Source organism: Streptomyces sp. URMC 126 (genome assembly GCF_051386555.1).
GTDB lineage: Bacteria > Actinomycetota > Actinomycetes > Streptomycetales > Streptomycetaceae > Streptomyces.
The window spans coordinates 1-13,664 of the sequence record NZ_JBPQTX010000036.1; the positions used below are offsets into that span (position 1 = coordinate 1).

General features: G+C 72.0%; 11 protein-coding genes. 6 read left to right on the top strand and 5 right to left on the bottom strand.

Annotation, left to right across the window (positions count from 1 at the left end; all coding sequences use genetic code 11):
* The 3 genes from ACSNOK_RS07160 to ACSNOK_RS07170 form a co-directional block, all read right to left on the bottom strand.
* Positions 1-1,331 (bottom strand): AAA family ATPase (locus ACSNOK_RS07160; protein WP_436779735.1); only part of this gene is annotated, 1,331 nt, incomplete at its 3' end.
* 16 nt (positions 1,332-1,347) lie between these two features.
* Entirely contained in the window at positions 1,348-2,115 is a 768-nt protein-coding gene (gene cpaB / locus ACSNOK_RS07165) for a Flp pilus assembly protein CpaB (protein ID WP_436779736.1), read from the bottom strand.
* Between the two features lie 238 nt (positions 2,116-2,353).
* The gene (locus tag ACSNOK_RS07170) at positions 2,354-3,184 is read right to left on the bottom strand and encodes a hypothetical protein (RefSeq protein ID WP_436779737.1); all 831 of its coding nucleotides are present in this window, start codon (positions 3,182-3,184) and stop codon (positions 2,354-2,356) included.
* Positions 3,185-3,732: 548 nt separating this feature from the next.
* Between ACSNOK_RS07170 and ACSNOK_RS07175 the strand changes: the two genes are divergently transcribed.
* On the top strand, positions 3,733-5,442 hold the full coding sequence (locus tag ACSNOK_RS07175) for a chitinase (RefSeq protein WP_436779758.1): 1,710 nt from the start codon (positions 3,733-3,735) through the stop codon (positions 5,440-5,442).
* Between the two features lie 76 nt (positions 5,443-5,518).
* Here ACSNOK_RS07175 and ACSNOK_RS07180 read toward each other — a convergent pair whose 3' ends face one another.
* Positions 5,519-6,403 carry a trypsin-like serine peptidase gene (locus ACSNOK_RS07180; protein ID WP_436779738.1) on the bottom strand — a complete coding sequence of 295 codons (885 nt, stop codon included), beginning with the start codon at positions 6,401-6,403 and terminating at the stop codon, positions 5,519-5,521.
* 222 nt (positions 6,404-6,625) lie between these two features.
* Between ACSNOK_RS07180 and ACSNOK_RS07185 the strand changes: the two genes are divergently transcribed.
* Complete coding sequence (locus ACSNOK_RS07185; protein WP_436779739.1) at positions 6,626-7,960, top strand: M14 family metallopeptidase; 1,335 nt, start codon at positions 6,626-6,628, stop codon at positions 7,958-7,960.
* Between the two features lie 60 nt (positions 7,961-8,020).
* Here ACSNOK_RS07185 and ACSNOK_RS07190 read toward each other — a convergent pair whose 3' ends face one another.
* Complete coding sequence (locus ACSNOK_RS07190; protein WP_436779759.1) at positions 8,021-8,425, bottom strand: RidA family protein; 405 nt, start codon at positions 8,423-8,425, stop codon at positions 8,021-8,023.
* Between the two features lie 276 nt (positions 8,426-8,701).
* On the opposite strand from ACSNOK_RS07190, the gene ACSNOK_RS07195 reads away from it, so the two are divergent.
* The 4 genes from ACSNOK_RS07195 (at position 8,702) to ACSNOK_RS07210 (ending at position 13,637) form a co-directional block, all read left to right on the top strand.
* Positions 8,702-9,982 (top strand): amino acid deaminase, encoded by a 1,281-nt coding sequence (locus ACSNOK_RS07195; RefSeq protein ID WP_436779740.1) that lies wholly within the window; start codon positions 8,702-8,704, stop codon positions 9,980-9,982.
* A 231-nt stretch (positions 9,983-10,213) separates the two neighbouring features.
* Entirely contained in the window at positions 10,214-11,833 is a 1,620-nt protein-coding gene (locus ACSNOK_RS07200) for an N-acyl-D-amino-acid deacylase family protein (RefSeq protein WP_436779741.1), read from the top strand.
* A gap of 86 nt (positions 11,834-11,919) precedes the next feature.
* Positions 11,920-13,131, top strand: coding sequence for a pyridoxal phosphate-dependent aminotransferase (locus ACSNOK_RS07205; protein WP_436779742.1), 1,212 nt, complete (start codon positions 11,920-11,922; stop codon positions 13,129-13,131).
* 83 nt (positions 13,132-13,214) lie between these two features.
* Positions 13,215-13,637 (top strand): hypothetical protein, encoded by a 423-nt coding sequence (locus ACSNOK_RS07210; protein ID WP_436779743.1) that lies wholly within the window; start codon positions 13,215-13,217, stop codon positions 13,635-13,637.
* Positions 13,638-13,664 lie beyond the last annotated feature (27 nt).

Below are 13,664 nucleotides of genomic sequence, written 5' to 3' on the forward strand. Positions count from 1 at the left end.
GTCGCCTCGGCACCACCCGTTCCCCCGTCACCGCCCACCGCTCCCGAACCACCCGTCACAGCCCCGGTCCGCCCGGAACCACCTGGTCCCCCGGGGCCGATGGCCCGATGCCGGCGCCGGCCGTCGGCGGGCCGGGCGCCCTGCGCCGGGCCCGCCAGTCCCAGCTCCCCGGCGAGCGTCCACAACGCCTGCCGGACGCTCGACCGGGCGTCCAGGTCCTGCATCCGGCCGGAGTCGACGGCCGCCCGCAGTTCCTTGTACGCGGCGGGGACGACGGTTCCGGCCACCCGGGTCCCCGTGGTCCGGGCGATGAGTGCCGGCTGCACCTCGGCCGAGCGCGTGTGCCGGTTGACGACGGTCATGGTGTCCTCCGCCTTGCGGATCTGAAGCCGGTCCCACAGCCGGACCATGCGTTTGGCGGCCCGCACGGAGACCACGTCGGGGGTGGTGACCAGCAGGGCGAGGTCTGCCGTCTCGATGACGGCCGCGCCCGCCGCCGTGATCTGCGTGCCGCAGTCGGCGACGACGAGCGGGTACCGGCGGCGAAGGGCCGCCGTGATCTGGCGGGAGGCCGGATCGCCTATCTCCTCGCCGCGTTCGCCCTCGGCCGGGGCGAGGAGCAGGCCGAGCCCGGTGGGGTGCGGAAAGACGGCGTCCTGGAGCACGCGAGGCGAGATGTCGCTGATGCCGGCGAGGTCGGCGACGGACCGCCGGAAGCGGACGTCCAGGTAGGAGGCGACGTCGCCGGACTGGAGGTCCATGTCGACGAGGACCACCTCGTGGCCGGCGGACCGGGCGGCGAGCGCCAGTTGGACGGCCACGACGGTCGTGCCGACGCCGCCCTTCGCGCCGACGACGGCGACGAGACGCCCGTCGGCCGCGCCCGGTCCGCCGCCCTTCGCGCCGCCCGGGCCCGCGTCCAGGTGGCGGCGGACCCCGGTGGCCCAGTGCGCGGCGGCCTGGACACGGGCCCCGAGTTCGTCGTACGAGGGCGGGAGCGCGGCGAGGCCGCGGGCGCCGCAGTCCATGGCGGCGGCGTACAGGGCGGGCCCGGCCTCGGCTGAGAGCAGGACGACACCGGTGGCGGGGAAGCGGAGGGCCACCTCCCGGACGACTTCGAGGGCGGGGGCGGGCCCCAGCCCCTCGTGCACGAGCACGACTTCGGGGAGACCGGAGACCGAGGTGGCTCCCAGGACGGAGAGGGCGTCGAGCAGTGCCGTCGAGTCGCCGACGGTACGCAGCGGCTCGACGCCCGGCAGCTGGGCGAGGAGTCCGCCGACGGCACGGGCGGTCTCCGGGTCCGCCAGGGCGGGGAGGATGCGGATGGTCACCGGGAACGTCCCCCGTCTACTTGTCGCCGTCGAGGGTGTACGTGCGGTCGGACCCGCTGACGCCGGTGTCGTCGCCCGGCGCCACCAGGGCCAGCCGTACGTGGGTCGCGAACGACTCGGCGTACGCGACGCGTTGCGCGTCCTTCGTGTCCAGGGCGAAGGTGATCGGCACGGCCTCGCCCGCCTGCCTGGTGCCGGACGCGCCCGAACGCCCGCCGCTCCGGCCGTCGAGCGGGGTGAGCCTGCCGACCTCGATGACCCGGGCGCCACTGACGATGATCTTCGAGACCGGCTGGGGGTTCGCGTCCTTGGCGTCCTTGGCCGAACCGCCGGCACCGCCGAGGGTGCCGCCCCTGCCGTCGAAAGTGGCGTAGATGTTCACCTTCGACCCCGGCGTGATCTTCCCGGCCACCCCGGTCGCCGCGTCGATCATGATGGCGATCTCCTGCTGCCCGGCGGCGAGCGCCGGCCGGTTGACGATCATGTCGCTCTGCAGCAGGGACCCCTTGCGGAGCGGGGTGACGGCGATCTTGCCGCGCACCTCCGCGAGGTCCGTCACCGCGGTGTCGGGAAGCCAGCGTCTGGGCATCGACACCCTCTCGAACTGTCCCTCGTCCAGTGCCCGGTAGGCCGCGACGTCGGACCGCAGCCGGTATGCGGTGACCTCCGGGCCGACCTTCGACTCGGCGTCCTCGACGACCGCGTAGACGCCGGCCGCCGCTCCCACGGCACAGAGGACCGACAGGAGCAGCAGGATGATCCCGCGTCGCTGGCGTGAGTTCATGGTGCGGCGGACCTCACTGGGGCTCGGTTGGGGTACGTCGTCGGCCCGCCGTCCCATGGGGCCGGTCCGGTGGTGCGCCGGGCACTCCTACGGCGGGCGGCGGCGGGGGCGGAGATGATCGGTGAGCAGGCGGGGGTGGTAGTGGCCGCGGTGACTGTCGCGGCCGGAGTGACCGACGTGATCAGGGCGACCGGAGCGACGCCCCGACACGCCCGCCCCCTCCTCCCGAGCCCACCTCTCATGCCGCGGCCCCCACGCCGACCGCGCAGAACCCGCACCGATCGCCGATGAGTTCGAGCCCGCACCACCGGCATTCCTCCCGCCGGACGGAGGCGATCAGCTGGTAGAGGATCGACGGGTCGGGGATGGCGGCGGCGAACTCGACGGCCCGGCGGGTCCCCCACCAGCCGACGGACTCCGCGGGCAGCGGTGACACCTCCTGCACCCCTTCGACCCGCCACTCCGGAGCGAGGACGTCCGTGACCCAGTCCTCCGCCCGGCGGGGGCCGTCGCGGGCCACGGTCAGCCGGGTCGGGTACGCGGGCCCGGGAACGTCGTCACCGCCAGGGCGGACGAGGCGGGGCGCGGGATTGACGAGGACGCCGAAACGGACGCCGGGCAGCAGCGAGGTGAGATGCGGGCCGAGCCCCACCGGCACCCTGTCGAAGCGCGCCACGCTGGCCAGTTGGGCACCCGCGTAGATGTAGTGGGCGAGCAGGCGGGTGGCGGATGCCAGCACCCCGGGGCCGAGGTCGGAGACGGACAACTGGCGTAACTGACGGGCCAGGACGCCGACCGCCAGCGGCGGCAGGGCGACGGACAGCAGGGCGATCCGGTCGCTCTCCAGAACCGCGCGGACGGTGTGCAGCCGACGGACGTAGGCGGCGGGCAGCGCGTCGGAGTGGACGACGACCAAGTGGCCGCACTGGTCGAGCAGGACGGACGTCTGGGCCACCGCGGTTTCCAGCGGCTGCGCCTCGGGCGGCTGGAGGACGGCCGCGACCGGGGCCGGGCCGTCGGGGGCGGGCAGCACCAGGTCGGGGCTGGTGACGGCTATCGCAATCGGCACGTCCGAATCCCCGTCCGCTGCGGCCTCGGGCGCCCCGGAGGCCATGGCTCGACTCTGCTCGGCGCCGGCGCCCCGCACACGTCGGCGTCCCGCACTTTATCCACGAACGAGGCGGCTCGGAACAGTTCCTCCGAACCGGCCGCCTCCGGGCCCTGCCCGTCCTCTCCGGTTCATGGGGGCGGCCCCTCTCCGTACGGGAGACGGCCCGTCCCTCCTGCCAAGGAAGCCCGTCGGGGCCATGAACAAGCCTTGCCCGGCGCCGGTGTCACTCCACACGCAGACCGACCGACCACTAGCAGGCCGACACCACCCACAGGTACCACTCCGCGCCGCCCCTTGACGGATGGATTGGTCTGAACCATCCTCACGCTCCAGGCGGTGGCCACCCTCCTTCACAGCGATACCCCCCACTCCCCGTTTCAACTCTCCCCCCACCGGAGGCAGTAGTGGATCGCCCGTGTCATGACACACACCCCGGCTGTACCCGCGGAAAATCCGGCACCTTCCGATTCCGAGGGGAACGCGGCCGAACCCGTCGTGTCCGCGCCCTGTTCACCGCGCTCGCCCTGGTCACCGGAGGCGCTGCCGTCACCGGAGCCGGGCCCGCGCTCGCCGCGCCGACCACACCCGCCGTACAAGCGGAGAAGCCGACGCCGGCCCCCGCCAAAGCCGACCCCAACCTCCTCAAGAACGCCGGCTTCGAGAACGGCCTGTCCCCCTGGTCCTGCTCCGGCGACAGCGGCACCACCGGCACCCCGGCTCACTCCGGCACCGCCGCCCTCAAAGCCGCGCCGAGCGGGCTCGACAACGCCCGCTGTGCGCAGACCGTCGCCGTCAAGCCCGGTTCCGCCTACCGGCTGAGCGCCTGGGTGCAGGGCTCGTACGTCTACCTGGGCGCGAGCGGCACCGGCACCACCGACGTCTCCACCTGGACGCCGGGCTCGGGGTCGGACTGGAAGGAACTCACCACTTCCTTCACCACCGGCCCCGACACCACCTCCGTGACCGTCTACACGCATGGGTGGTACGGCCAGAGCGCCTACCTCGCCGACGACATCACCCTCACGGGCCCCGGCGGCACCGACCCGGGCGACCCCGGCGACCCGGTGCCGGCCACCCCCGGCGGGCTGACGGCCGGCCGGACCACCTCCTCGTCCGTGGACCTCTCCTGGACTCCGGTCACCGGCGCCACCGGCTACCAGGTCTACCGCGACGGGACGAAGGCCCAGTCGGCCACCGGCGCCTCGGCCACCGTCACCGGACTGACACCCTCCACGACGTACCGTTTCCAGGTCACGGCGCTCAACGCGGCAGGCGAATCGCCCCGCTCCGCGGAGATCACCGTCACGACGGCGGCGGCCGGCGGGCAGCAGCCCACGGTGCCCAAGCACGCGGTGACGGGCTACTGGCAGAACTTCGACAACGGCGCCAAGGTCCAGCGGATCAGCGACGTGCAGTCCCAGTACGACATCATCGCCGTCGCGTTCGCCGACGCCACCTCCACACCGGGCGCCGTGGACTTCACCCTCGACCCCGGCCTGCGGTACGCGGAGGCGGACTTCAGGGCCGACATCGCGGCCAAGCAGGCGGCCGGCAAGTCGGTGGTGATCTCCGTCGGCGGCGAGCGCGGCAGCGTGCGCGTCAACGACGCCGCGTCCGCGGCCAACTTCGCGGACAGCGTGTACAAACTGATGCGGAAGTACGGCTTCGACGGCGTCGACATCGACCTGGAGAACGGGATCGACCCGACGTACATGACGCAGGCCCTGCGCGCCCTGTCGGCGAAGGCCGGCGACAAGCTCGTGATCACCATGGCGCCGCAGACGCTCGACATGCAGTCGACGTCGGCGGGCTACTTCAAGACGGCGCTGAACATCAAGGACATCCTGACGGTCGTCAACACCCAGTTCTACAACAGCGGTTCCATGCTGGGCTGTGACGGCAAGGTGTACTCCCAGGGATCCGTCGACTTCCTGACCGCTCTGGCCTGCATCCAGCTGGAGGGCGGGCTCGCGCCCTCGCAGGTCGGCCTCGGCCTGCCGGCGTCCCCGCGCGGCGCCGGCAGCGGCTATGTGGCGCCGTCCGTGGTGAACAGCGCCCTGGACTGCCTGGCCAAGGGCACCGGCTGCGGCTCGTTCAAACCCGCGAAGACCTACCCGGGCATCCGGGGCGCGATGACCTGGTCGACGAACTGGGACGCGAGCAACGGCAACGCCTGGTCCAACGCGGTCGGACCGCACGTCCACGGCCTGCCGTAGCCGGCGGCCCCTCGGCGTACCGGGACGGGGCCCGCCGGAAGATCCGGCGGAACCCCGTCCCACACCGGCGCCGCCCCTACGGCTTGGGCAGCGCGCAGCCCGGCAGGCTCAGGTCGATCCGGTTGCCGGTGGTCACGCACTTGGCGATGCCGTACGTCTGCTCGGCGTAGTTGATGCCGCGCCGGACGGTGACCTTGCCGTTCTCGTCCACCTCGCACGGGTTGTTCATCGTGCAGCGCTCGCCGTTCTCGTTCCCGGTGTTGTTGACGGCGATCACCTTGCCGGTGTTCACGTCGATGACCGGCGAACCGGAGGTCCCCCCGATGGTGTTGCAGGAGGACGTGTAGCGCAGCGAGTCCTTCCAGGTCCAGTCGCCCTCGCGGAGCTCGTGGACGAATCCGTCCACGTTGCAGGAGTAGATCCGCTTCCAGTAGCCCGAGACGACCTTGATCGGCGTGCCGGTGACGGGGTGGTCGGCGGAGAGCTTGAGGGCGTCGATCCCGTAGCTCTTCTTGATCTGCGCGTAGCTGGTGGTGAGCTGGTAGAGGGTGACGTCGGTGTCGGTCATCGTCGCGTAGGCGATCTTGCTCGCCCGGAGCGTGGCGGCCTTGCCGGCGGTGGAGTTGAGCAGCGTGAAGGTGCGGGACGACGCCTTGTTGACGATGACGTCGCCCGGGCCCGGCATGCCGGTCTCCAGGCAGTGCCCGTTGGTGAGCACGAGGCCGGGGTCGTTGTCGGCCGAGTTCGGGAGGCGTATCAGCGAGCCCGAACAGTTGCTGAGGGCGACGGTGCCCGCGAAGTCGACGGCCTTCGGCTTGGCCTTGGCCTCGGTCTGCGGCGCGGAGCCCCGTGGGGCGTCGGCCGTCTGCGGCGTGGCGCTCGCGGGGGCGGCGCCGACGCCGGTCACGGCCGCGCCGCCGAGCAGCAGGGTGGTGAGTACGCCGACGAGAGGTCGTCTCATGGGGGGTGGTCCTCTCCGGACGGAAAGCGTTCCGATTTGGCATGTGCATTGTTGGTGGCCTTGAGGTCACGCGCAATCAATCGGGCCGGAGTGACACCGAAGTTGGCCGGAACCCCTCGCACCTCAGTCCTTGACCTGCTCATGTCATTCTCTTGACACTGGCGAGGCACCCCGGCCACACCCCCCACCCGTCGCACACACCGGACCCTCCAGGAGGCCGTCATGCGACCGCGTTCCTCCGGCGGCCGGGCAGCCGCCCTCGCCACCGTCCTGTCCCTCTCCTCCCTCGCCCTGGCCGCACCCGCCATCTCCTCACCGGACGGCGCCGACCGCCCGGTCCGTACGGCCGACGCGGCCCACTCGTACGAGGTCAGAGGGCCGCACACCGCCGCCCAGCGCACCGCCGTCGCCGCGACCGGCGCGTCCATCGACGCCGTCCACGGGAACACCGTCGTCATCACGGCCCGCCCGGCCCAGGCCGAACGCGTCCGCGCCCTCGGCCACCGGGTGACCGAACTGCCCGCCCCGCCGGACCGCACCGCGGGCGAACGGCCCGTTCCACACGACTTCCCGTCCCGTGACGCGAAGTACCACAACTACCGCGAGGCCATGGCGGAGATCGACGCCGGAGTCGCCGCCCACCCCTCGATCATGAGCAAGCGGGTCATCGGCAAGAGCCACGAGGGGCGCGACATCGTCGCCGTCCGGATCAGCTCCGGTGTCAAGCCCGACAGCGCCAAGCCGGAGGTCCTCTTCACCGCTCACCAGCACGCACGCGAGCACCTGACCGTCGAGATGGCCCTCTACCTGCTCAACGAGTTCGGCAAGGGTTACGGCTCCGACCCCCGGGTGACCAAGATGGTCGACGAGCGGGTGATCTGGATCGTCCCCGATGTCAACCCCGACGGTGGCGAATACGACATCGCCACGGGCACCTACCGCAACTGGCGCAAGAACCGGCAGCCCAACTCCGGTTCCTCGAACGTCGGCACCGACCTCAACCGCAACTGGAACTACAAGTGGGGCTGCTGTGGCGGCTCCTCCGGCAGCACCGGGTCGGAGACCTACCGCGGCCGCGCCGCCGAATCGGCACCCGAGGTCAAGGTCGTCGCCGACTTCGTCCGGAGCCGGGTGGTCGGCGGCAGGCAACGCATCAAGGCCGCGATCGACTTCCACACCTACAGCGAACTGGTGATGTGGCCGTTCGGCTGGACGTACAACGACACGGCGTCGGGCATGACGCAGGACGACCACGACGCGTTCGCCAAGGTGGGCAAGGCGATGGCGGCCAGCAACGGGTACACGGCCGAGCAGTCCAGCGACCTCTACATCACCGACGGCACCATCGACGACTGGCTGTGGGGCGAGCAGAAGATCTTCGCCTACACCTTCGAGATGTACCCGACCGGCGCGGGCGGCGGCGGCTTCTACCCGCCGGCCTCGGTGATCGACCGGGAAACCGCGCGCAACCGGGACGCGGTGCTCCAGTTGCTGGAGAACGCGGACTGCATGTACCGGTCGATCGGCAAGGAGCAGCAGTACTGCGCCAAGCGGTAGGAAAGCGGTGAGAAGCAGGTACGAACCGGGCGGGCCCGTGCTGATGACGGGCCCGCTCGTTCAGTCCAGGACGGCGAGGGCGTCGATCTCGACGAGGAGCCCGGGCGGGAGCCCGACGTACACCGTCGTACGGGCCGCCGGAGCACCCTTCAGGTCGGCGAAGTACGCGTCGTAGAGCGCGTTGAACTCGGCGAAGTGGTCCGTGTCGGTGAGGTAGACGCGCAGCATCACCACGTCTTCCCACGAGGCTCCGCCCGCCTCCAGCACGGCCAGCACGTTGTCGAGCGTCCGGAGCGTCTGCTCCCGCAGGCCCGGGCCCGCCACGACGGGCGCCTCGCCCGGCCCGGCGGGCAGGAAGCCGACCTGGCCGGCGACCTGGAGGATGTTCCCCTTGCGGACGCCGTGCGAGAAGCGGGCGGGCGGAGTGGTGTGGCCGGCGGGGGTGACGGCGGTCTTCTCGGTCATGGCATCGCCCTTTGTCGTCGTCATGGCATCGCCTTCGTCGTCATGGCATCGCCTCGGCCGTCATCATCGCATCGCGCCCCCGCGTCGTCATGGGATGCCGTCTCGTCGTGACGGCATCCCCCTCGTCGCCGGATGGACCGTCCCGACGACGGTCCCGGAGCCGCGCCTCCCATCCCGTGGACCGCCGTTGACCTGGCCTTCCGCCGGATGTTAGACAGCCGCGAGCGGTGCGCGCGATGGACGTCGCACCGGCCGCCGTACGCACGAGGAGGCTTGATGGCCGTCGCCGACGACGCCCTGGCCCGGCTCGCCCACGAGCCGGTGGACCACCGTTTCAAGGGACTGCCACCGGACGCGGACGGGCTGACCGTCGGCGCCCTCACGGCCCAGCGGCGCTCCTTGTTCACCGGCGGTTTCACCACACCGGTGCTGACCCTCTCCGCCGAGGCGCTGGACCACAACCTCGCGCTGATGGAGCGCTGGTCCGCCGGGCGCGACCTCGCCTTCGCGCCGCACGGCAAGACCTCCATGGCCCCGCGCCTCTTCGAGCGCCAGCTCGCACACGGCGCCTGGGGCATCACCGCCGCCGTGCCCGCGCAGGTTCGCGTCTACCGGGCCTTCGGCGTTCGGCGGATCTTCCTCGCCAACCAGGTCGTGGACGCCGCCGCGCTGCGCTGGCTGGCCGGCGAGCTGGCCGCCGACCCGGAGTTCCGCGTCGTCGTCTACGTGGACTCCGTGCGCGGCGTCGAACTCATGGACACGGCTTTGCGCGGCGCCGGGGCCGGCCGGCCGCTGGACGTCGTCGTCGAACTCGGCGCCGCGGGCGGCCGCACGGGCGTCCGTACGGCGGCGGACGGCGCGCTGGTCGCGGACGCGGTGGCGGCCGCGGAAACGTTGCGTCTGGTGGGTGTCGCCGGGTACGAGGCGGAGATCCCGGACGCCGACGAGGCGAAGGTCCGGGCCTGGCTGCGGGATCTGACCTCGCTGGCCGCGGAGTTCGACGCGGCCGGACGGTTCGCCGGGGTCGAGGAGATCGTGGTCAGCGCGGGCGGCAGCTCGTGGTTCGACGCGGTGGCCGAGGCCTTCGGAGAGCTTCCGGCGTTGTCCGCGCCGGTGCTCAAGCTGCTGCGCTCCGGCGCGTACGTCACCCATGACGACGGCCACTACCGCCGCAAGACTCCCTTCGCGCGCCGCCCGGCGGAGGGCGCGCTGCGTCCCGCCTTCCGGCTCTGGGCCCAGTGCGTCTCCCGCCCCGAACCGGGCCGCGCCTACCTCAACGCGGGCAAGCGCGACGCCCCGTACGACCTGGGACTCCCCGAGCCGCAGGTCGTCCGCTCCGAGCGCGACGGCACACAGCGCCCCGCCGACCACATGACCGTCACGGGCCTCGCCGACCAGCACGCCTTCCTCTCCCTCCCCGCCGACGACCCGCTGGAGGTGGGCGACTGGGTGGGCCTGGGCGTCTCCCACCCCTGCACGGCCTTCGACAAGTGGCCGATGATTCCCGTGGTGGAGGCGGACGGGACGGTCACGGAGTACGTGCGGACGTTCTTCTGACAGGCCCGTAAAGACGGCCGTGGCCGTGTAAGCCTGCCTCGGCCCCCGGTGTTCGGGGGGTGTCGGAAGGGGACCGGTGGACGTATCGTCCGGATGTGCCGTACGGGCAGGTGCCTGACGCGTCCGGAAGGCCGGCGGTGGTCCGCGCTCTCCGCCGGACCGACGCCGTCCGGGCGCTCCGCCGGTTCCGCACCTTCCGAGGGCCCGGCCGGCGGCGAAAGGCGGTTGTCCATGGACACGGTCTTCCGGGACGTCCGGGTCGTCGACGGTGCCGGCGGCCCGTCGTTCCGCGCCGATGTCGGCCTGGACGGCGGCCGGATCGCCGCGATCGTCCGCGAGGGCGCGGGCGACCGTCCGAGCGCGCGGCGCGCCATCGACGCGCACGGTCTCGTGCTCTCCCCCGGCTTTGTCGACATGCACGCGCACAGCGATCTGGCCCTGCTGCGCGATCCCGGCCACGAGGCCAAGGTCGCGCAGGGCGTGACGCTGGAGGTGCTCGGCCAGGACGGGCTGTCGTACGCGCCGGTGGACGACCGGACGCTCGCCCAGGTGCGGGCGCAGATCGCGGGCTGGAACGGTGTCGGCGAGGACGTCGACTTCACCTGGCGCTCGACGGGCGAGTTCCTGGACCGGCTCGACTTCGGGTTCGGCGGCGAGGGCATCGCGGTCGACGCCGCGTACCTGGTGCCGCACGGCACGGTCCGGATGCTGGCGGTCGGCTGGGAGAACCGCCCGGCGACGGAGACCGAGCTGGGGCGGATGCGACGGCTGGTGGCGGAGGGGCTGGAGCAGGGGGCCGTGGGCCTGTCGGCGGGGCTCACCTACGCACCGGGCATGTACGCGGACGACGCCGAGCTGACCTCGCTCTGCCGGATCGTGGCACGCTACGGCGGCTACTTCTGCCCGCACCACCGTTCGTACGGCGCGCACGCCGTGCGGGCGTACGCGGAGATGGTCGAGGTGGCGCGAGACGCCGGGTGCGCGCTGCACCTGGCGCACACCGTCTTGAATTTCGCCGGCAACGAAGGGCGCGCGCCGGAGTTGCTGCGCCTGCTCGACGCCGCGCGCGCCGCCGGTGTGGACCTCACGCTCGACAGCTATCCCTACACTCCCGGCTGCACCACACTCGCCTCGCTGCTGCCGAGCTGGGCGACCGAAGGGGGGCCGGACGCGGTGTCGGCGCGGCTGCGTGACGACGCGACGGCGGCCCGGATCCGGTACGCCCTGGAGGTGGCGGGTTCGGACGGCTCTCATGGGGTGCCCGTCGACTGGGCCGCGGTCGAGGTGTCGGGGGTCGCGGACCCACGGCTGGTCGCCGGACACGCGGGCAGGACGATCGCCGGGCTGGCCCGGGAGCGCGGCGAGGCCCCCTGGACGACGGCCCGTCGGCTGCTGCTCGAAGACCGGCTCGGGACGACGGTCCTGCTGCACGTCGGGCATGAGGAGAACGTCCGGACGATCATGCGCCACCCCGCGCACACCGGCGGAAGCGACGGCATCCTGCACGGCGCCAAGCCGCACCCCCGGGCGTACGGCACCTTTCCGCACTACCTCGGGCGCTATGTCCGCGAGCTGGGGGTCCTCTCTCTGGAGGAGTGCGTGGCGCATCTCACGTCCCGGCCCGCGGCCCGGTTGCGGCTGTCCGACCGGGGCCTGATCGAGGTGGGGCGGCGGGCCGATCTCGTGCTCTTCGATCCGGAGACGGTCGGCGCCGGCGCCACTTTCGAAGATCCTCGGCGGCTTCCGACCGGCATTCCTTATGTCCTGATTGCCGGACGCTTTGTGATGGAAGACGGCCGCCGGACGGACGTCCTGGCGGGCCGCGCCGTCCGACGTCCTCCGGTCCGCTGAAACGCCCTGAGCAGCGCCGATCGCGCGCGGCGGATGCGCCCCGAAAGCTCGCGCGCGGCGTCGCGCGCCCCCGTATGGTGGCCGTCATGCAGGTGATCCAGTCAACGAAACTCGCCAATGTCTGCTACGAGATCCGTGGTCCGGTGCTGGAGGAGGCGATGCGGCTGGAGGCGGCGGGCCATCGCATCCTCAAGCTCAACACCGGCAACCCGGCGATCTTCGGCTTCGAGTGCCCTCCGGAGATCCTGGAGGACATGCTGCGGAACGTCGGCGACGCGCACGGCTACGGCGACGCGAAGGGGCTGCTCTCGGCGCGGCGCGCGGTGGTGCAGCACTACGAGACCAAGGGCATCGAGCTGTCCGTCGAGGACGTGTACCTGGGCAACGGCGTCTCGGAGCTGATCCAGATGTCGATGCAGGCGCTGCTCGACGACGGCGACGAGGTGCTCGTCCCCGCGCCGGACTACCCGCTGTGGACAGCGTCGGTCTCGCTGGCGGGCGGCACGGCCGTGCACTACCGCTGCGACGAGCAGTCCGACTGGATGCCGGACCTGGCCGACATCGAGCGCAAGGTCACCGACCGCACCAAGGCGCTCGTCATCATCAACCCCAACAACCCCACGGGCGCCGTCTACGACGACGAGATGCTGCGCGGCCTCACGGAGATCGCCCGCCGGCACAACCTGATCGTCTGCTCCGACGAGATCTACGACAAGATCCTCTACGACGGCGTGACGCACACGCCGACCGCCGCCCTCGCCCCCGACCTGCTGACCCTCACCTTCAACGGCTTGTCGAAGGCGTACCGGGTCGCCGGCTACCGCAGCGGCTGGATGGCCGTGTGCGGTCCGAAGGCGCACGCGGACAGTTACATCGAGGGCCTGACGATCCTGGCCAACATGCGGCTGTGCGCCAACATGCCCGCCCAGTTCGCGGTGGCCACCGCGCTCGGCGGCCGGCAGTCGATCAACGAGCTGGTCCTGCCGGGCGGCCGGCTACTGGAGCAGCGCGACGTGGCCCATGAGCTGCTGACCCGGATCCCGGGTGTGACCTGTGTGAAACCGAAGGGCGCGTTGTACGCGTTCCCGCGGCTGGACCCCAAGGTCTACAAGATCAAGGACGACCGGCAGATGGTGCTCGACCTGCTGCGCGCCGAGAAGATCATGGTCGTCCACGGCACGGGCTTCAACTGGCCGGAGCCGGACCACTTCCGCCTGGTCACCCTGCCGAACGCCAAGGACATGGCGGACGCGGTCACCCGGATCGGCACCTTCCTCGACGGCTACAGCCAGTCCTGACCGCCCAGCCCGGCCCATACGAAACACAACTTTAGACAGGATCTAAGTTAGGATGGCCTTCTAAGAAGGACAGGAGGCCATCCATGTACGAACCGATCCGCACCAAGTCGGTCCACACCATGGCCGAACCCGTGCGCGGCGGTCACGGGCCGCGCCGCTCCCGGGGCCAGGAGCTCGACATCCGGCTCGCGGGCCATCTGACCGCGCTGCTCACCGTGACCGACGAGCTGCGGGCCCTGGCCCCGTCCGCCGACCTGGACGACGCCGCCCGTCGGCTGGCCGCCCGCGTCGAGCGGCTGCGCGGCGGGCACCCGCCGCTGCGGGCCGTACCCACGGTGGCCGACGGCGACCCGGCCCGCGTCCACGCCCTGCACCAGCGGGCGCACATGCTGGCCGGCCAGGCGCTGGTCGTCGCCGGGGCGCGCGGCGACGCCGCCGGAGCGACCCTGGCCGAGGAACGGCTGCGGGCGCACGCGGCGGCGCTCGGGATCACCGACGACGTCTGAGCCGTGGCCCCGGGGCCGCCGCGGCGG